At 24.7% G+C, this 20,563-nt stretch carries 19 protein-coding genes and 1 tRNA gene; 10 read left to right on the top strand and 10 right to left on the bottom strand.

What is annotated here, in order from left to right:
• Window positions 1-63: 63 nt before the first annotated feature.
• Together STAT_RS02685 and STAT_RS02680 are read left to right on the top strand one after the other, a co-directional pair.
• The gene (locus STAT_RS02685; RefSeq protein WP_119305703.1) at window positions 64-1,854 is read left to right on the top strand and encodes an ABC transporter ATP-binding protein; all 1,791 of its coding nucleotides are present in this window, start codon (window positions 64-66) and stop codon (window positions 1,852-1,854) included.
• A gap of 55 nt (window positions 1,855-1,909) precedes the next feature.
• Window positions 1,910-2,626 (top strand): TerC family protein, encoded by a 717-nt coding sequence (locus tag STAT_RS02680; protein WP_119305701.1) that lies wholly within the window; start codon window positions 1,910-1,912, stop codon window positions 2,624-2,626.
• Here STAT_RS02680 and STAT_RS02675 read toward each other — a convergent pair.
• The 5 genes from STAT_RS02675 to folP all read right to left on the bottom strand — a co-directional run bounded on the left by STAT_RS02675 (window position 2,623) and on the right by folP (window position 7,837).
• Complete coding sequence (locus STAT_RS02675) at window positions 2,623-3,783, bottom strand: dihydrolipoamide acetyltransferase family protein (RefSeq protein WP_119305699.1); 1,161 nt, start codon at window positions 3,781-3,783, stop codon at window positions 2,623-2,625. The genes STAT_RS02680 and STAT_RS02675 overlap by 4 nt on opposite strands.
• Window positions 3,784-3,798: 15 nt before the next feature.
• A complete protein-coding gene (gene pdhA, locus STAT_RS02670; protein ID WP_119305697.1) occupies window positions 3,799-4,803 on the bottom strand; it encodes a pyruvate dehydrogenase (acetyl-transferring) E1 component subunit alpha in 1,005 nt (334 codons plus the stop codon).
• Between the two features lie 72 nt (window positions 4,804-4,875).
• Window positions 4,876-6,177: a UDP-N-acetylmuramoyl-tripeptide--D-alanyl-D-alanine ligase gene (locus STAT_RS02665; RefSeq protein ID WP_119305694.1), complete on the bottom strand. Its 1,302-nt coding sequence runs from the start codon at window positions 6,175-6,177 to the stop codon at window positions 4,876-4,878.
• Window positions 6,178-6,187: 10 nt separating this feature from the next.
• On the bottom strand, window positions 6,188-6,946 hold the full coding sequence (locus tag STAT_RS02660) for a diadenylate cyclase (RefSeq protein WP_119305692.1): 759 nt from the start codon (window positions 6,944-6,946) through the stop codon (window positions 6,188-6,190).
• 54 nt (window positions 6,947-7,000) lie between these two features.
• Entirely contained in the window at window positions 7,001-7,837 is an 837-nt protein-coding gene (gene folP, locus STAT_RS02655) for a dihydropteroate synthase (RefSeq protein WP_119305691.1), read from the bottom strand.
• 53 nt (window positions 7,838-7,890) lie between these two features.
• Here folP and STAT_RS02650 point away from each other — a divergent pair, with 53 nt between their 5' ends.
• The 3 genes from STAT_RS02650 (at window position 7,891) to STAT_RS02640 (ending at window position 9,295) form a co-directional block, all read left to right on the top strand.
• The gene (locus STAT_RS02650; protein ID WP_119305690.1) at window positions 7,891-8,391 is read left to right on the top strand and encodes a nucleotide modification associated domain-containing protein; all 501 of its coding nucleotides are present in this window, start codon (window positions 7,891-7,893) and stop codon (window positions 8,389-8,391) included.
• A 45-nt stretch (window positions 8,392-8,436) separates the two neighbouring features.
• Window positions 8,437-9,195: a triose-phosphate isomerase gene (tpiA, locus tag STAT_RS02645; protein WP_119305689.1), complete on the top strand. Its 759-nt coding sequence runs from the start codon at window positions 8,437-8,439 to the stop codon at window positions 9,193-9,195.
• 26 nt (window positions 9,196-9,221) lie between these two features.
• A tRNA-Arg gene (locus tag STAT_RS02640) sits at window positions 9,222-9,295 on the top strand.
• 7 nt (window positions 9,296-9,302) lie between these two features.
• On the opposite strand, the gene STAT_RS02635 is transcribed toward STAT_RS02640, so the two are convergent.
• The 5 genes from STAT_RS02635 to ubiE form a co-directional block, all read right to left on the bottom strand.
• The gene (locus tag STAT_RS02635) at window positions 9,303-10,166 is read right to left on the bottom strand and encodes a sigma-70 family RNA polymerase sigma factor (RefSeq protein ID WP_119305688.1); all 864 of its coding nucleotides are present in this window, start codon (window positions 10,164-10,166) and stop codon (window positions 9,303-9,305) included.
• Between the two features lie 12 nt (window positions 10,167-10,178).
• On the bottom strand, window positions 10,179-12,326 hold the full coding sequence (locus STAT_RS02630; RefSeq protein WP_119305687.1) for a polyribonucleotide nucleotidyltransferase: 2,148 nt from the start codon (window positions 12,324-12,326) through the stop codon (window positions 10,179-10,181).
• A gap of 77 nt (window positions 12,327-12,403) precedes the next feature.
• A complete protein-coding gene (gene rpsO / locus STAT_RS02625; RefSeq protein ID WP_119305852.1) occupies window positions 12,404-12,667 on the bottom strand; it encodes a 30S ribosomal protein S15 in 264 nt (87 codons plus the stop codon).
• A gap of 31 nt (window positions 12,668-12,698) precedes the next feature.
• Window positions 12,699-14,216: a GH3 auxin-responsive promoter family protein gene (locus STAT_RS02620; protein WP_172548538.1), complete on the bottom strand. Its 1,518-nt coding sequence runs from the start codon at window positions 14,214-14,216 to the stop codon at window positions 12,699-12,701.
• Between the two features lie 57 nt (window positions 14,217-14,273).
• A complete protein-coding gene (gene ubiE / locus STAT_RS02615) occupies window positions 14,274-14,999 on the bottom strand; it encodes a bifunctional demethylmenaquinone methyltransferase/2-methoxy-6-polyprenyl-1,4-benzoquinol methylase UbiE (RefSeq protein WP_119305686.1) in 726 nt (241 codons plus the stop codon).
• Window positions 15,000-15,131: 132 nt separating this feature from the next.
• Between ubiE and STAT_RS02610 the strand changes: the two genes are divergently transcribed.
• The 5 genes from STAT_RS02610 (at window position 15,132) to STAT_RS02590 (ending at window position 20,555) form a co-directional block, all read left to right on the top strand.
• Entirely contained in the window at window positions 15,132-16,229 is a 1,098-nt protein-coding gene (locus STAT_RS02610; protein WP_119305685.1) for a 3-oxoacyl-ACP synthase III family protein, read from the top strand.
• A 6-nt stretch (window positions 16,230-16,235) separates the two neighbouring features.
• Entirely contained in the window at window positions 16,236-16,490 is a 255-nt protein-coding gene (locus STAT_RS02605; RefSeq protein WP_119305684.1) for a type B 50S ribosomal protein L31, read from the top strand.
• A 12-nt stretch (window positions 16,491-16,502) separates the two neighbouring features.
• Window positions 16,503-17,690, top strand: coding sequence for a putative sugar nucleotidyl transferase (locus tag STAT_RS02600; RefSeq protein ID WP_119305683.1), 1,188 nt, complete (start codon window positions 16,503-16,505; stop codon window positions 17,688-17,690).
• Window positions 17,691-17,767: 77 nt separating this feature from the next.
• Window positions 17,768-20,068: a 5-methyltetrahydropteroyltriglutamate--homocysteine S-methyltransferase gene (metE, locus tag STAT_RS02595; RefSeq protein WP_119305851.1), complete on the top strand. Its 2,301-nt coding sequence runs from the start codon at window positions 17,768-17,770 to the stop codon at window positions 20,066-20,068.
• A 46-nt stretch (window positions 20,069-20,114) separates the two neighbouring features.
• Window positions 20,115-20,555 carry a SufE family protein gene (locus STAT_RS02590; protein ID WP_119305682.1) on the top strand — a complete coding sequence of 147 codons (441 nt, stop codon included), beginning with the start codon at window positions 20,115-20,117 and terminating at the stop codon, window positions 20,553-20,555.
• The last annotated feature ends 8 nt before the right edge of the window (window positions 20,556-20,563 follow it).

The following is a 20,563-nucleotide window of genomic DNA, read 5'->3' as shown; positions in this document are numbered from 1 at the left end:
TTATTAACAGATTAAAAAATTTTTTATAACTATCTTTAATTAGATTGGGATTAAGAAAATTAGATGAATGCACTTGAAAAAATTTTAGCTTATTCAAAACCCTATAAATATCATTATATTATTAATATATCATGTAATTTTTTATATTCTTTATTTTCAGTTATATCTATCATATCTATTTCACCTGTATTGAGTATTTTATTTGAATCTTCTTCTCAAGATAAAAATAAAACAACATTTTTTAATTCTTTTAATATATCTTTTAACTTTATTATTAAATATTTTCATGATTATATAAGAATCTTATCATATAAATATGGAAAAATCAATACTCTAGCTATATTTTGCATCTTTATTATTTTCCTTTTTTTAATTCGAAATATTTTTAGATACTTAGCAGAATATTTTTTAATAGGAATAAAAACTTCTATAGTTCGAAATATTCGAAATGATTTTCATAAAAAAATACTTTCCTTACCCAAAATTTTTTTTTCAAATAAAAGAAATGGAGATTTAATGTCTAGATTATCTAATGATGTTAATGAGATAGAGATCTCTATAGTGAGTTCTTTGGCAAATTTAATTAGCTCTCCCATTATGGTAACTTTTCATTTAATAACTTTATTTTTTATGAGTTATAAACTGACGTTTCTTGCTTTTTTGTTACTTCCTTTAATGGGAATTTTTTTATCTATTATAGGAAATAGTTTAAAAAAAGATGCAAGAGGAGCTCAAAATGAATTAGGAAAATTATTTTCTATTATAGAAGAAACTTTAAATTCTACTAATATTATAAATATTTTCAGCGCTGAAAATAAAATGCAAAAAAATTTTGAACGAGTATCTGAATATCAAAAAAGCCTTTCTGCTCGTGTTAACAGAAAGAAAGAATTAGCTTCTCCTATAAGCGAATTTTTTGGTTCAATTACCATGATTTTAATTATTTGGTATGGAGGAAAACTGTTTTTGGAAAATAAAGGAATGGAACCAGAAATTCTTTTTCCTTTTATAGGTTTATTTTTTCAAATTATTAATCCAGCTAAAAGTTTAGTTAATTCTATATCTAACATTCAAAAAGGAAAAGCTGCAGCAGAACGTGTTGTAGAGATATTGAATACTAAATATATTTTAAACAAAAAAATTAAATATAAATCTATTTTTCATTTTGAAAATGAAATTGTATTTCATAATGTATCATTTACCTACAACAAATTTATTTCGATTCGAAATTTAAATTTTTCTTTAAAAAAAGGAAAAACTGTAGTTTTAGTGGGGAGATCTGGTAGCGGAAAATCAACTATTGCCAATTTATTATTGAATTTTTATAATGTAACATCTGGAAAAATTACTATAGATGGAACCAATATTCAATCTTTAAAAATTAAAAATTATAGAAAACTATTGGGAATTGTAACTCAAGAACCGATTCTTTTTAATGATTCTGTTTTGAATAATATAACATTAGGATTAGAAAAAAAGATATCTATAGATTCTGTCATAGAATCGGCTAAAGTTGCTAACGCACATTGTTTTATAAAAAAACTTCCAAAAGGATATGATACGATTATAGGATATAACGGAAATAAATTATCTCTAGGTCAAAAACAAAGAATTAGCATAGCTAGAGCTGTATTTAAAAATCCTCCAATCATGATTTTAGATGAAGCAACCTCTTCTTTAGATGCAGAATCTGAATTTTTTGTTCAAAAAGCATTAAATAAAATAATGAAAAATAAAACATCTCTTGTAATAGTAAAAAAATTATCTTCTTTTATTGCAAAAAATTCAGATTATATTATTGTGTTAGAAAAAGGAAAAATTATAGAACAAGGAAAACACAATATAATATTTTAATTTCAAAAAAATAAATTTATAGTAAATTCATATCTACACAAAGTTTTTAAAAAAAATGAATTTTGAAAAAAGTATTTCAGAAATTATTTATCATCCTATTTTATCCATTTCTGTTATAGGAAATTTATTTTTAATAGAAAGTATTTTATCTATAGATAACGCTGCTATTATAGCTTCTATGATTTTGAATCTTAAAAAAAAAGATAGAAAAAAAGCTATAAAATATGGAATTATTGGTGCTTATTTTTTTAGAGGATTATGTCTATTATTTGCATCTAAACTGATAAAAATATGGTGGTTAAAACCATTAGGAGGCATATATTTGATTTTTGTAGGATTGAAATATTTTTTTGTGAAAAAAAAATCTTTTCATTTAAAAAATGAAAAAAAACAAGATTCCTTTTGGAAAGTTATCCTTATTATAGAAATAATGGATTTAGCTTTTTCCATTGATAATATTTTTGCTTCTGTTGCTTTATCAGAAAATTTGATATTAGTTTTTTTAGGTGTATGTATAGGGATTTTTTCTATAAGATGGATTTCGCAATTTTTTATTCAATTAATGGAAAAAATTCCTGAATTAAAAGATTCATCTTTTATTGTAATTATTATTCTGGGAATAAAACTTATTTTTTTTTCAAAAAAATACATCCCTAATTTATTTTTATTTCTTTTTTCGGAAAAAATATTTTCTTTATTAACTTTTTCAATATTTATATTTCCCATTTTTCTATCATGGATAAAAAAAATAATAAAGGATAAAGTAAATTAAAATAATATAGTAATAGGATCTTCTAAAAAATTTCTAAGGGAACAAATATATTCACTACCTTTAGCCCCATCTATAATTCTATGATCACAAGACAATGTAATTTTCATAACGTTTCCTATTTCAATTTTATAATTTTTAACAACTGGACGGACTACAATAGCCCCTACAGATAATATAGATGTATTAGGTGTATTAATAATAGAAGTAAAAGATTCTATATCATACATTCCTAAATTTGAAATTGTAAAAGTACTATTTTCTATTTCTTCTGGTTGTATTTTTTTTGATTTCGAACGTAAAGCTTTATCTTTAATTTCTTTGGAAATCACTGATAATGATTTCTGATCTGCATTTTTAATAACAGGGACTATTAATCCATCTGAAATAGCTACAGCTACTCCAATATGAATATTGGAATGTACTATGATTTTTTCATCGTCCCATGATACATTCATATCAGGATGTTTTTTTAAAGATTGAGCTACTGCCTTTATAAGAATATCATTAAATGATATTTTTTTTTCCGAAGAAAGTTTATTATTTAATTTTTTTCTAAATTTAATTAAATTATCTGCATTAATCTCACTAAACAAATAATAATGTGGTGCAGAAAATTTGGAATAAGATAAATGTTCTGCTATTTTTTTTCTTATAGAAGAGTGAGGAATTTTAACAGTTTTTTTATATTTTTCCTTTTGTATTATATTTAAATTTTTTTTTTCGTAAAATTCTATATCTCTCTTAATGATTCTTCCATTATCTCCACTTCCTTTAATCCTATCTATAGAAATTCCTATTTCTTTAGCCATTTTTTTCGCTATAGGAGAAATTATATTTTTTTTTCCGTTTTCTTTTTTTATTTGTTTATTTTCTTGTTTTTTAGATTTTAATTTTAAAATAATATGACTGATATCTTCTTTTTCATTTCCTATAATTGCTAGTACGTCATTAACACGTGTTGTTTCTCCTTCTTTGACTCCAATAAAAAGTAAGAAACCACTAACATCTATTTCAAAATCTTGAGTCGCTTTATCGGTTTCTATTTCAGCTAAAATATCACCTTCTGAAACTTTATCTCCTATTTTTTTATTCCATTTGATTACAGTCCCTTCATTCATTGTATCACTTAATTGGGGCATGTATATTATTTCTGCCATTATTTTTATTTTATTTTATAAAGGTAAAACCTTATCTAAAAAAGGATAATTTTTTTCATGATAAACAAGATTGTACATTTCTTCTAAAGAAGGAAGATCGGATTTTTCTGCAAATTCAACACAAGATTCTACTTTTTTTTTAGCTTCATTTTCTATCGTATTCAAATTTTCTATTATTTCCCATTTATTATGGATAATTTTTTCCTTTAGTTTTAAAATAGGATCTTTTTTTTTATAAAAATTTACTTCTTCTTTACTACGATATAATTCAGAATCAGACATAGAATGACCTCTGTATCTATATGTTTTAATATCTAAAAAAGTAGCACCTTTTCCTTTTCTTGCTCTTTCTATAGCGGAATAAGCTGATATAGCTATTTTATCCGGATCCATTCCATCTACGGAATGAGAAGTCATACCATACGATTTTCCTACTTTATAAATTTCTTCTATAGAACTACTTCTTTTTACAGAAGTTCCCATAGCATATTTATTATTTTCGCATATAAAGACAACAGGAAGTTTCCATATCATAGCCATATTAAATGTTTCATGCAAAGATCCTTGTCTTACTGCGCCATCTCCCATAATAGTTAAAGTAACAGCTTTTCTATTAAAATATTTATCAGCAAAAGCAATTCCAGCTCCTAACGGAATTTGTCCCCCTACAATTCCATGTCCACCATAAAAACGATATTTTCTACTAAAAATATGCATAGACCCCCCTATTCCATGAGAAGTTCCTGTTTTTTTTCCTAAAAGCTCAGCCATTACTTTTTTGGGATCTACTCCCATAGAAATAGGAAAAATATGGCATCTATAAGCAGTTATAATTTTATCTTTAGATAAATCCATTGCATAGGTTAATCCCGCAGGAACAGCTTCTTGTCCATTATATAGATGCAAAAATCCTCTAATTTTTTGTTTTAGGTATAAAGAACGACATTTGTCTTCAAATTTTCTCCAAAAAAACATGTCTTTGAACCACTTGATATAGGTTTTTGGGGTAATTTCTTTCATTAATAAAAATTTTATAAAATCATCATGTACAAATTTAATCTTAAAGATTAAATAAACAAATAGAGAAAAAAATTAAATTAAATCAATAACACTTTCTAATGCAATCTTTCTAGATCCTTTAATCAAAATATAATCCGTTTTTTGAATAGAGTGTTTTTTAATCCATTCAACAAAAAATTTTTTCTCCATAAATTTTTTTATTTTATGTGAAGTTTTTTTAGTATTAAAAAAATTTTTTCCAATTAAAAAAGCAATGTGAATGTTACTATTTTTTATAAAAAAAACAATTTTCTCATGTTCATTATGAGAAAATAAACCTAATTCTAACATATCTCCTAGTATTACGATTTTTTTTCCTTGTATTTTATTAAAAAAAATAAGAGATTTTTCCATGCTAGTTGGATTTGCGTTATAACAATCTATAATAATTCTAATATTTTTTTTTATAAAAAATTGAGAACGATAATTATCAGGAACATATTCTTCTATAGCTTTTTTTATCTTTTTTAAAGAAACCTTGAAATATATTCCAATAGTAATAGCAGAAGCTATGTTGTATAAGTTATAGTCACCTATTAAAGAAGAAACAATTTTTATATTTTGAATAGATAGAGAAGATTTTATACTATTTTTATTCCATAAATATTGAACATTTATATCAGATACATTTTTTTTTATTCCTGAAAATATATATCTATTCATTTCTATACTATTAGATAATTGTATAGGATCATCTCCATTAACAAATACTATTTTTTTATTTTTTTTTAAAAAATCATATAATTCTAATTTACTTCGTATGATTCCTTCTATACTTTTGAATCCTTCTAAATGAGCTTTTCCAAAATTAGTTATATATCCATAATCTGGATTAATAATAGAACACATTTTTTCTATTTCTTTTTCATGATTTGCTCCAATTTCCATAACAGATATTTGTGTATCTTTAGGCATAGAAAGTATAGTTAATGGAATTCCTATATGATTATTGAAATTATTTTTTGTATAATGAACTTTTTTATATTTCTTAGAAAGAATAGCTGAAATAAGTTCTTTTGTCGTGGTTTTTCCATTGCTCCCAGTAATAGCTATAACAGGAACGTGATGTAATCTATATCTGTGATACATTGCTAATTCATGTAGAAAACATAATGTATTATCTACAGATAAAAATTTTTTTTTACAAAAAAAATACCTTTTATCATCAATTATAGCTAATAATGCTCCATTTGAAATAGCTTCATCTGCAAATTGATTTCCATTAAAATTTTTTCCTTTCAAAGCTATAAAAATAGATCCTTTTTTTACTTTTTTACTATTTATTTCTATTCCAGAAGAAATAGAATATAATTGATATATATTTTGAATATTCATTATAAATTAATTAAAGTAAATCTTCTTCAAGTTTCATTTTTAAATTATTAATATTAGTGATGACAATTCTTTTTTGATTTTTTATATAAGAGATATAACCTGTTTCTTCAGAAATTACAAGACATATAGCGTCTGTTTTTTCAGATAAACCAATAGCAGATCTATGTCTTAATCCTAAACGTGATGGAATTTCTTTATTGTAGGAAACAGGAAGAATTGCTCTTGTTTTTATGATTTTATTTCCTATAATAACTACAGCTCCATCATGTAATGGACTATTTTTATAGAAAATACTTTCTAAAATGGAAATATTTACTTTAGCATCCATTTCGTCTCCATTTTGTATAAATTCTCTTAAATCCTGATGTAATTGAATAACTATTAGGACTCCTGTTTTATCTCCTGAAAAAATAGCACAAGCATTTACAATGCTATCTATAGTTTCAGTTTTTATTATTTCTTCCGATTTTTTAAATATGGAAAATATAAATCTTTTGAAAAAAATTTTACTTCCTACTATAAGGAGAAATTTTCTAATTTCTGGTTGAAATACAATGATTAAAGCTAAAAAACCTCCTTTAAAAAAAGCACTTATAACTATGCTAAGAAGTTTCATTTTATAAATTTCCACTATTTTCCAGAAAATAAAAGTGGCAATGATCCCGTAAAAAATATTTAAAGCGGCAGTTTTGTAAACCAGTCTATATATTTGAAATAGAATAATGGTTACTAAAAAAATATCTAAAATATCAATGAAATAATTTTTCAATAAATGCAATAATGAAAAAAAGCTTTACGTAAAAATAATATAAGTATTAGTGAATTATAAAATATTTTTATAATATTGTACTAATTTAATACATTCTGCAGCTTCTTTTACATCATGTACACGTAAAAATTTAGATCCATTTAAAAGTGCTATAGTATGGATAATAGAAGTTGCATTTAATGATTCTTCATAAGAAGTTTTTAAAATGAATTTTATCATAGATTTTCTAGAAATCCCAACTAAAATTGGATAATCTTGAAAACCTAATAAAGATAAATGTTTTAATAATTGAAAATTTTGTTCTAATGTTTTTCCAAAACCAAATCCAGGATCTAAAATGATATCATGAATTTTATGTTGTTTTAAATAATAAATTTTTTCAGAAAAAAAATTATTTATTTCTGTTACTATATTTTCATGATAGTATAAATTTTTTTGCATATTTTTAGGAATTCCTTTCATGTGATTCAATATATATGGGATTTTTTTGAGTTTTTCTAATAAAGGAAACATATTTTTATCCAAATTTCCTCCTGAAATATCATTTATCATTACAGCGCCTTCTTCTACCGCTATTCTAGCAACTTCACTACGAAAAGTATCTATAGATATTTTAATATTTTTAAAATTTTTCATAATAGTGCGAATAGGTTTTATTACTCTTTTTATTTCTTCTTTTTCCGTTATAAATTTTGATCCTGGTCGTGTAGAACAACCCCCAATATCTATAAAGTCAGAACCTTCATTTAATAAAGTTTCTATATGTTGTAATATACTATATTCAGAACATAGTTTACCTCCATCATAAAACGAATCAGGAGTTAAATTTACAATTCCCATTATTTTTGGTTCTTCTAGATGTAATAAAGTTCCGGCACAATTAATTATCATTGAAAAAACTATTTATTGTAATTTAATTTATTCTAAATCTAAAATTAAATGACATGAATTATTTATCTACTAATGACTTAATTATTCATAAATGTAGAAAACTTTTTTTAGAAAAATTAAAGGATTATGGATTATCGTGGAAATTATTTCATAATTATTCTATAATCGATCAAATTTTGATGAAAATACTTCGTATAAAAAATATTCAATCAAGAGGATATCAAAAAATTAAAGAGGAAAAAATAATAGATACATACATAGATATTATAAATTATTTAATAATCATATTAATAAAGTTAGAAATTTTTTCTACATCACATTTTCATAAAATATCAAATAATGATGTGATTTTAATTTATAATCAAAAATTAAAAAAAATAAAAAATTATACAAATTGTATGGATAAAACTTTGAATCAATTTTCCATAAATAATGTTTTAGAACATATTTTATTTTTAAAAAAAAATAAAGAAAAAATTTTATTCAAAACATTAGAAAAATTTTGTTTTAAAATACTAATAAAAATCATTTTTTTTTTAAGACAAAATTTATAACTTCGAAAATACAATTTTTTATATTTTAAAAATTTTTAAAAAAAAATGAGAAAAAAAGTTGTCATTGCAAACTGGAAAATGAATTATGACTTTTACGAAACAACTTCTTTTATTAGAAATTTTTTGAAATTTATTTTTGAGAAAAAAATTAATCATAATAAAGAAATTATTATCGCTCCTTCTTTTCCTTTTTTACATATTTCAAATCAAATTTCACAAGGAACCAATTTAAATATTGCGGCTCAAAATATTCATCAAAAAGAAAAAGGATCCTATACGGGAGAAATATCTGCCTCTATGTTAAAGTCAATAGGGATACAAAAAGTTATATTAGGTCATAGTGAACGTAGAGAGTTTTTTTTTGAAAAAAATAATATTTTATTAGAAAAAATAAAAATAGCATTAAAATATGGGTTAAATATTATTTTCTGTATAGGAGAATCATCTTTTGAAAGATCTAATGATCAACAATTTGAGATTGTCAAAGATCAGTTAAGAAAAACTGTTTTTTGTTGTACACCAGATGAAATAAAATATTTTTATATAGCATATGAACCAATATGGGCAATTGGAACAGGAAAAACGGCTACATTTGAACAAGCTCAAACAATGCATGAGTTTATTCGTTCTTTATTTTTAGAAAGATATGGAAAAAATATTTCTAATGAAATATCTATTTTATACGGAGGAAGTATCAATGATTTTAACGCAAAAGATCTTTTTTATCAGAAAGATATAGATGGGGGACTTGTAGGTCATTCATCTATGGAATTAAAAAAATTCTTGAGAATTGTTCAATCATGATTTAGTTTGTATATTTGGAAATAACAGGCCTCGTAGCTTAATTGGATAGAGCATCTGATTACGAATCAGAAGGTTATGGGTTCGAGTCCCTTCGAGGTCTTGTTTTTTTATCCTAAATAAGGTTTTAATATTTTGCTTCTAGAAGAATGTTTTAATCTTTTTAAAGCTATGCTTTCTATTTGTCTAACTCGTTCTCTTGTTAAATCACAGGATTGACCAACTTCTTCTAATGTCATGGGTGGAGAGCCATTTAATCCAAAATGTAAAATGATAACACGACGTTCTCTTTCACTTAAAGTTTCTAAAATTCTTTTTATATCTTTACGTAAAGACTCTTTTTCTAAATGTTCATCTGGACGAGGAGATTCATCAGATCGAACTAAATCATATAGATTTGAATCTTCTCCTTCTACCAATGGTGCATCCATTGAGACATGTCTTCCTGAGTTTTTTATAGACTCTTCAACATCTTTTTCATTCATATTTAAATATTCTGCTATTTCTCTTGCAGAAGGAGTTCTTTGTAATTCTTGTTCTAATTGAGCAAGAGTTTTCAATATTTTGTTTAATAGAGCTAATTTATTTGTGGGTTGTCTAATAGAACGTGATTGTTCAGCAATAGCTTGTAAAATTGCCTGTCTGATCCACCAAACAACATAAGAAATACATTTAAAACCTCTTGTTTCATCAAAACGTAAAATTCCTTTTATCAAACCTAGATTTCCTTCATTAATTAAATCACATAAACTTAATCCTTGATTTTGATATTGTTTTGCAACAGAAACAACAAAACGTAAATTTGCATTAATAAGTTTATCTATAGCAGTTTCATCTCCTTCTCTTGCTCTACGAGCGTATTCTACTTCTTCTTCTGGGGTTAGTAATGGGATTTTTCCTATTTCATGAAGATATTTATCTAAGGATTCAGATTCGCGATTTGTGACTTGTTTAGTAATTTTAAGTTGTCTCATATTTTTTTATTTTCATTCATTTTTTTTTATAGGACGGGGTAAAAGAACCTTTCTAGAGAGTTTCATTTTTTTCTTTTTTTCATCTATTCCCATAAATTTAACGTCGATAATATCTCCAACATGAAACTCTTCTTCTATATTATTCAATCTTTTCCATCCTATTTCAGAAATATGTAGCAACCCTTCAATTCCTTTAGAAATTTCAACAAAAGCGCCAAAATCCTTTATAGATTTTATTTTTGCTTGATAAACTTTTCCTAATTCAGGTACAAAAGCAATTTCTTGAATTCTATTGATAGCTTTCTTTATTTTTTCATCATTTTTTCCTAAAATTTCAATGTACCCTAAATCTCCTTTTTCCTCAATTGTAATATTTGTATTTGTACATGATTGTATTTCTTGAATAACTTTTCCACCGGGGCCTATAACTGAACCTATAAAATTTTTTGGAATATTAAGAGTATATATTTTTGGAGCATTAGGTTTCATTTTTTTCCTATATCTAGGTAAAGATTCTAACATTTTTTTTAAAATAAAAAGACGACCTTCTAGAGCTTGTACTAAAATTTGATTCAAAAGATCATATGTAACTCCTTTTATAGTTTTTACATCCATTTGACATGCTGTCATTCCATATTTAGTTCCTGTTATTTTAAAATCTAAATCTCCAAAATGATCTTCTTCTCCTAGGATATCTGATATAATAATTTTTTTTTCATCTTCCATAAACAACCCCATAGAAATTCCGGAAACAGGATTTTTTATAGGGATTCCTGCGTCCATTAATGCTAAACTAGCAGCACAAACTGTAGCCATAGAAGAGGATCCGTTAGATTCTAGAATATCCGAAACGACACGAATTGTATATGGATTATTGGGGATAATATTTTTTAATGCACGTTGTGCTAAATTTCCATGACCTACTTCACGTCTAGAAACCCCTCTTATGGAACGTATTTCTCCTGTAGAAAAAGGAGGAAAATTGTAATGCAAATAAAATTTTTCTTGATTTTCCATAATAACATTATCAATTTTATTAGCATCTAAAGATGATCCTAATGTAACTGTAGTTAAAGATTGAGTTTCTCCTCTTGAGAATAAAGCTGACCCATGTACCTCAGGTAAGTAATCAACAAAACTAGATATTGAACGAATTTGTTTACTTGTTCTTCCATCTAGTCGAATTCCATTTTTTAGAATTAAATTTCTAGTTATCTTTTTTTTTATTTTTTCAAAGAAAAAATCAATAATCGCTTCTTTTTTATCTATTTTTTCTTCTATTAAAAACTTTTTTTTAAAATCGTTTAATACAATTTTCTCTTGAATAGATCTTTTTTTTTTATTTAGAAAGCTTTGATAAATTTTTTTAATTTTTTCATATGAAAATAAAAAAAGTTCTTTTTCTAATATTTTATTTTCTTCTTGATGACAATTGATTGATTTTTGATCATTAAATAAAAAAACACAATTATTTGATAATTTATTAACTAAACGGATTTGAGCTTCTATTTGTAGTTTTATTGCTTTATGAGCGGTAATTAAAGTTTCCAAAAATTCATTTTCTTTTACTTCTTTCATTTCTCCTTCTATCATAAGAATAGAATGGTTCGACCCCCCTACTATTAGATCTATATCAGATTTTTTTAACTGTTCTAAACTAGGATTAATAATAAATTTACCATTTAAACGGATAATACGTATTTCTGATATAGGGCCATTAAAAGGAATTCCTGCTACGGATAAAGCGGCTGATGCAGCTAATCCAGCTAACCCATCTGGTAACACCGTTTTATCATATGAGAGTAATGAAATCATAACTTGTATTTCTTTTTTGAAAGAATCTGGAAATGTTGGTCTTAGAACACGATCAACTAATCTCATGGTTAAGATTTCTTCATCAGAAGGTCTTCCCTCTCTTTTTATAAAACCTCCAGGAATTTTTCCTCCAGCAGAATATTTTTCTCTATAATCTACTGTTAAAGGCAAAAAATTTGGTTCATTTTTTGTTTCGTTAGAAACGACTACAGTAGCTAAAAGGATCGTATTTTTTTCACGTACTATAACGGATCCATCTGCTTGTTTTGCTAATCTTCCTGTTTCTATAATGATAGACCGTCCATCTTTCATAGAAATGGTTTCTTTTACTACTAGATTTGACATATTTTTATCCTTTCTCTTCTCTTATCTCTATTAAAAATAAGAATATCTAGAAATAATTTTATATATAAAAAAATATTTTATTTTCTTAACCCTAAATGTTTAATGATATTTTTGTAATCTTCGATGTTACGTTTTTCTATATATTTCAACAATTTTTTTCTTTTTCCTACTATTTTTATTAAAGCTCTTTCTGTATTGAAATCCTTTTTATTATTTTTAAGATGATTATTTAAATGATTAACACGATAAGTAAACCATGCAACCTGAACTTTGGAAGAACCTGTGTCACAAACAGATGTTCCATAAATCTTAAATATTTCTTTTTTTTCTTCTATTGTCATAATTAAAATATAAAAAATATTTTTTTTAAAACTAATTTCTTTTTTTTTCCATTTTAAGAATAGAATCAATATATTTCCTATCATTAGATAAACGAGGTACTTTATTTTGTCCTCCTAATTTTTTATGTTTTTTTAGCCAGTCATAAAATAACCCATTTCTAGCTATATATATAATAGGAGGACCTAGTACAATATTTTTATATCGTTTAATTTCGTAATCTGAATTCATAGATTTTAATTCATTATCCAAAATATTCCTAAAATCACTTAAATTTATAGGTTGTTTTTTAAATTCTATAATCCATTCATGAGCACCGGATTTTTTTTGATTCATATATACAGGACCTGCCGTGTATTCACGAACAATGGAATTTGTTTTTATACAAGTATTATGTAATGCTTTTTCTGCATTTTCAACAATTAATTCTTCTCCAAAAGAATTGATGTAATGAGTTGTTCTTCCTGAAATAGAAATCCTATATGGATATAAGTTAGTAAACTTGACAGTATCTCCAACTATATATCTCCATAATCCTGCATTAGTAGAAATAACAAGTGCATAATTTTTATTTAATTCTACCTTATCAAGGGATAATATTTTAGGATTTTCTTTATCTAGTTCTTCTATAGGAATAAATTCATAAAATATACCATGATTTAACAACAATAATAAATCTTTAACGTTTTTTTTGTCTTGTATACCAAAGAAACCTTCTGATGCACTATATATATCGTAAAAATTTATAGATTTATCAAATAATTTTTTATATTGATAAATATAAGGGCTTAAATTAACACCTCCATGAAATATCACTTCCATATCAGGCCATATTTCGTCTATTCTTTTTTTGTCAAATTCTTTTAACAACTTTTTTAAAAAAATAAGTAACCAAGAACAAACACCTAATAAAATTCTAACATCTTTATTTCCTGTTTCTTTTACTATGTTTTCTAATTTTTTTTCCCATTCACTCATTAAGGCTATTTTCTTTTTAGGGACACAAATATTTTCAACCCAAAAAGGCATATTTTGAATTAAGATAGAAGATAAATCACCATAAAATGTATTATATTTTCGATGTAATTCATAACTTCCTCCTAAACGAACAGCTTTTCCAAAAAAAATTTTTGTTTCAGGGTGATTATGAATATAAATGGATAACATGTCTTTTCCTGCTTTATAATGACATGTATTCATAGATGATTTTGTAATAGGAATGTATTTACTTTTTGTAGTGGTTCCAGAAGATCTGGCAAACCATTTCACTCCTCCTGGCCATAATATATTTTTTTCTCCTTTACGAATTCTTTGAATAAAATACTGTAAATCGGAATACTTACATATAGGAACTCTTTCAGAAAATTGATGATATTTTTTTATGTCGCAAAATCCATATTTTTTTCCAAATTCTGTATTTTTTGCATATAAAACCAATTGATTGATTAATTGATTTTGTATTTCTATTGGATAACGCATAAAAAACTCTATGTTCTTAATTCTTTTTTTAAGAAAAATAGACGTGAAATATCTAGATAAATACTTTATCATTATGAAAAAATATTTTATTTATAAGGATTTAAAAATTAATTTTTTCATTTATTTTTATTATTTTTTGACTAAATAAAGAGACACAATTCCAAAAGTTAATTTTTGAATATGAAGAGGATTAAATTTATGAAATTTTAAAAGATTACTCATTTTTTTGTTGCAATAGGGGAAAGAAAATATAGATTTTTTTAAATAATTATAAGCAAAATGATTTTTTGAAATCAAACTTCCTATTTTTTTTATAATAAAATGAGAATAAAAATAATAAATTTTTCTTATCCAATAATTGGAAGGTTTAGAAAATTCTAAAATTACTAAAATTCCTGAAGGTTTTAAAATTCTATAAATTTCTTTCATAGAAAAATGAATGTATTGAAAATTTCTTATTCCGAAAGCAATAGTTACTATATCAAAAGTTTCATTTTGAAATGGAATATATTGCGAATATCCTTGAATAATTTGAATTCTTTTTTCAAGAAGATTTTTTTTTATTTTTTGTTTGGCTATTTTCAACATTTTATCAGATGGATCTAATCCTGTAATATAAGCGTGTTTAAATTTATTAGCTAATAAAATAGCTAAATCTCCAGTACCAGTAGCTAAATCTAATATTCTTAGAATTTTTTTTTCGCTAAATTTGTACAATAAATGAATCGCTTTTCTTCTCCAAAGAAAATCTATTCCAAAAGATAATATATGATTGATTAAATCATATTTTTTAGCAATATGATCAAACATTTTTTTCAGTTTTTCTTCTTTTGAAGAAGGATGGTATTTATTCATAAAATAAATATTAATATTTTTGGAATCTATTAAAAAAAAATTATGAAGAAAAAAACGGTTTTTTGAATTCTTTTTAAGAACTTTATCTTTTTGATTTTTTAATTACTAATTTTTGGTTTATTCTTTAAAAAAATGATTCGATCAATCATTACAGGAACGGGACATTATTTACCGAAAAAGATTATAAAAAGAAATCATTTTCTGAAACATAAATTTTATGATAGTAAAGGTTTCAAAATTAAAAAATCTAATAAAGAAATCATTCATAAATTTCAAAAAATTACAGAAATAGAGGAAAGAAGATATGTAGATGAAGGATTATTTAATTCTGATATTGCGGCAATTGCAGCAAAAAAAGCTCTGAAAAATTCTAAAATTTGTAAAGAAAAAATAGATTATATCATATCGGCTCATAATTATGGAGATATTCATCCTATTTCTTATCAATCTGATCTTGTTCCCTCTATTTCTGCAAAAATTAAAAATAAACTTAAAATAAAAAATAAAAAATGTAGACCATATGATATGATTTTTGGTTGTACAGGTTGGATAGAAGGAATGATTCTAGCGGATCAACTTTTAAGATCTAGATATGCTAAAAATATATTGATTACTAGTTCTGAAACCTTATCTCAAGTTATAGATCCACATGATAGAAATGCAATGATTTTTTCCGATGGTGCAGGAGCGGCTGTATTATCTGCTATAGAATATTTAGAAAACGAAAAATATGGAATTATTCATTACGATACTCAATGTGATAATAATGAAAAATTATATTATTTAATTAATGGACCTTCTTTAAATCCCAATTATAAAAAATCTTTAGTTAATATTAGAATGAATGGAAGAAGAATTTATGAATATGCATTAACAGAAGTTCCAAATATGATAAAAAGTATACTTGATTATGCTAATTTACATCTTCAAGATGTTCATAAAATTCTTATTCATCAAGCTAATGCTAAAATGGATTATGCAATTTTAGAAAGATTATTGAAATTATATAATTATACATCTTTAGAAAAGGATTTTTTATCTCAAATTATGCCTATGACAATCCATAAATTTGGAAATTCTTCTGTAGCTACTGTTCCTACTTTATTAGATTTGATTCTTAAAGGAAAAATGCCTTCTCATGAAATAAAACCTGGAAATACAATTCTTATGGCTTCCTTGGGTGCTGGAATGAATATCAATGGTATGCTTTATCGTTTTCCAAAAAAATAAATAAATATGAAAAAAAAAATACATCCAAAAAATTATAGACCTGTTGTTTTTAAAGATATTAATAATGAAAAAATGATTATTTGTAAATCTACAGTTATAACAAAGGATTTTATCCATATAAATGGAAATGAATATCCATTATATAAAATGGAAATATCTAGTTATTCACATCCGTTTTTTACTGGAGAAAAAAGATTTTTAGGAAAAACAGGTCCCGCAGAAAAATTTAAGAAAAAATATGAAAAATATAAAAAATTCTAGAAATAGATTTATATGAATTTTATATTATATGATGGCACAGAATGGAAAAGCCTATTTCCTATTACATTAACTAGACCTGTATCAGAAATTCGATTGGGGTTATTTACGATAAAAGAAAGATGGGAAAAGTATATTGGAAAAAATGCATATGATATTATTACACAACCATTTCTTTCAAAGAAATATTCAAAAAAAGAAGATTCTTTTTTTGAAGATGTATTGTTAATTAATTCTTCATTTCTTCCTAATGAAGAATTAATTCAAATTCTTTTTTCTTTAAAAGAAAATGAAACTATTTTTTTTAAGGAAAAAATGATTGCTATCAAAAAAAATTTTTTGGGAAAAAAAGATTTTTTTTCTTTTTCCAAAAAATGTAAAAAAACATATTCTATAAAAGAAGTTATTCATATTCAATATCCATGGGATATATTTTCGAATAATGAAACTGTATTGAAAAAAGATTTTTTGTTTTTTACAAAAGGAAAAAAATCTTGTTCTTTATTGGGGGATAATCATGTTCTTTGTTTTAAAGAACAAATTTTTTTAGAAGAAGATATAAAAGCAAATAATATTGTATTAAATGCAAAATTTGGACCTATATATATTGAAAAAGGAGTTGAAATTATGGAAGGATCTGTTATCAGAGGTCCAGTATCAATTGGAAAAAATACTATATTGAATATAGGATCAAAAATATATGGAGGAACAAGCATTGCTACTTTTTGTAAAGTAGGAGGAGAAATTTTTAATTCTGTTATTTTTTCTTATTCTAACAAAGTTCATGATGGATTTTTAGGAAATTCTATTTTGGGAGAGTGGTGTAATTTAGGAGCCGGAACTAATATTTCTAATTTAAGAAATGATTATAAAAAAGTTACAGTTTGGAATTATGAAAAAAAAGATTTTTTTCCTACTGATTTGCAATTTTTTGGTACAATAATGGGAGATCATTCAAAATCAGCAATCAATACTCAATTTAATACAGCTACGATCGTAGGCGTTGGTGATAGTATCTTTGGATATGGGTTTCCTTCTAGATATATACCTTCTTTTTATTTAGGAGGAATTCAAAGAAAAAAAAGAATTTCTTTTCATCAAGTTTGTGAAACTGCTGAAATTATGATGAATAGAAGAAATATAAGATTCTCTATTTTAGATAAAAAAATTTTGGAATATTTGTATCAATTATTGGATATTTAAATTTAATTTATTTTTTATATATGGATTTTTCTTTATATAGAAAATGCAATTCAATAATAATAAAAGTAAGTTATTTTATGTTGAAACATAATTTGGGTTATCCTCGTATAGGAATACAAAGAGAGTTAAAAAAAGCTTGTGAAGCTTATTGGTCAAATAAAATTGATTCTAATGTTTTATTTGAAATAGGAAAAAAGATAAAAAAAGAAAATTGGAAAAATCAAGAAAAAGCTGAGTTAGATTTAATTCCATGTAATGATTTTAGTTTTTATGATCATGTTCTAGATATGTCCTTATTATTGGGAGTGATTTCAGAATCTTATCTTTCTATTCCAATGGATCATAATATTGATCTATATTTTTCTATGGCTAGAGGTTTTCAAAAAAACGGGTGGGATATTAAAGCGATGGAAATGACCAAATGGTTTAATACTAACTATCATTATATTGTTCCAGAATTTCATAAAAATCAAAAATTTTCTATTTTTTCGAATAAAATTTTTGATGAATTAGAAGAATCTAAAAAGATATTAAAGTCAGTAAAAAAAATTAAACCTGTACTGATTGGACCTATATCCTATTTATTTTTAGGAAAAGAAAAAGAAAAATCCTTTCATAGAATGGATTTAATAGAAAATCTTGTTCCTATTTATATAAAGATTATTCAAAAACTAAAAGATAAAGGAGTCAGTTGGATTCAATTAGATGAACCTATTTTAGTTTTAGATATGTCTGAAAAAGAAAAAAAAGTTTTTAAATATGCCTATGGAGAAATATCTAAATTTTGTTCTGGAATCAATATACTATTAGCTTCTTATTTTGATGATATGTCAGAAAATATATCTCTTTTTCAAGATATATCTGTTCAAGCTTTACATATAGATTTAGTAGAAAATTCAAGTCAATTGGAAAAACTAATTTCTTTTTTTTCAAAAAAGTCAAAAATGATTTTGTCTTTAGGACTTATTAATGGAAGAAATATATGGAAAAATAATTACGCTAATTCTATCCAAAAAATAGAAAAAGCGATAAAATTTATAGGAGAAGATAGAATTATGATTGCTCCTAATTGTTCTCTTTTACATGTTCCTCTAGATATAGAAACCGAAAAGAACATTCACTTAGATATAAAAAATAGAATGTCTTTTGCTAAACAGAAGATTTACGAATTAAATGATTTAGAAAAAATTATAAAAGGAAATAAGAAAGTTTTAATCAAAAACTCTTCTTTATTTTTATCAGAAAAATCATCCTATATTTTTTATGATAAAAAAATAAAAGAAAGGGCAACAAAAATAACAGAAAAAGATATACAAAGAGATAATCATTTTCATATTAGACAAAAAAAACAGAGAGAAAAATTTCATTTTCCTTTATTTCCTACTACTACTATAGGATCTTTTCCTCAGACAAGAGAAATACGTAGTTTACGAAATAAATTTCGAAAAAAAGAGTTGAGTCAGGAAAAATATGATGAAAAAATTAAAAATTTTATTATAGATGTAGTTAAAAAACAAGAAGAAATAGATTTAGATATACTAGTTCATGGAGAATTTGAAAGGACTGATATGGTAGAATATTTTTCCGATAAATTAAAAGGAATTCTTTCTACTGAGAATGGATGGGTTCAAAGTTATGGAAGTCGTTGTGTTAAACCTCCTATTATTTATGGAGATATTAGTCGTATTGGAGATATGACCGTTGAATGGATATGTTTTGCCCAATCTCACACAAAAAAATTAATGAAAGGAATGTTGACTGGTCCCGTAACAATTTTACAATGGTCTTTTGTAAGAGATGATCAACCTATTTTTCATACTGCTTATCAAATAGCTTGGGCTATTCGAGAAGAGGTTTTATCTTTAGAAAGATCTGGAATTCATATTATTCAAATTGATGAACCTGCTCTTAGAGAAGGTTTACCTTTGAAAAAAAAATATTGGAAGTTTTATTTTAATTGGGCTATTAAAGCTTTTCGTATTTCTTCAAGTGGAGTAAAAGATGAAACCCAAATTCATACACATATGTGTTATAGTGAATTTAACGATATATTTGAACATATAGCAGATATGGATGCAGATGTTATTACTATGGAATCTTCTAGATCTAAAATGGAATTATTAGATGCCTTTTCCGTTTTTTCTTATCCTAATGAAATAGGTCCAGGAGTATATGATATTCATTCTCCAAGAATTCCAACAGTAGAAGAAATATTTGAATTAATAAAAAAAGCTTCAAAAAAAATATCTGTAGAAAATATTTGGGTCAATCCAGATTGTGGATTAAAAACTAGGAAATGGAAGGAAGTATTGATATCACTTCATAATATGACAAAAGCAGCAAAAATGGCTAGAAATAAATTAATCAACTTATCTTAAAAAAAAGAAAAGTGTATATTTTCATTGTTTATCTAAAAATTTAGAAATGACTTTGCGTAAAAAAGAAGAAATCATAAAAAAGGAATTTCAAATTCTTAAAAATTGGGAAGAAAAATATGAATATTTGATTGATTTGGGGGAAAAATTATCGAACAAATCATCCAAATTTAGGTCTGAAGATAAATTAATTCATGGTTGTCAATCTAAAGTTTGGTTAGAGGCTAAATTGAATGGTCCACGTATTTTTTTTGAAGCGGATAGTGATGCTTTATTACCTAGAGGAATGGCTGCTCTTATGATTCAAGTATATTCAGGTCTATTTCCTTTTGAAATTATTTATTCTAACGCTAGTTTTATTTATGAAATAGGATTTCAAACTTTTTTATCTCCTATCAGAGCTAATGGTATATTTTTATTTTTCAAAAAAATAAAATTTTATGCCGCAGCTTTAAATTCAAAAATTACTGTTAGTTTAGGGAGAATTTAAAAAAACAA

It is taken from the genome of Blattabacterium cuenoti STAT, from assembly GCF_003573915.1.
In the GTDB taxonomy this organism is placed as follows: domain Bacteria; phylum Bacteroidota; class Bacteroidia; order Flavobacteriales; family Blattabacteriaceae; genus Blattabacterium; species Blattabacterium cuenoti_A.
The sequence above is the reverse complement of the archived record's forward strand: the minus strand, read 5'-3'. Positions and strand labels throughout refer to the sequence as shown.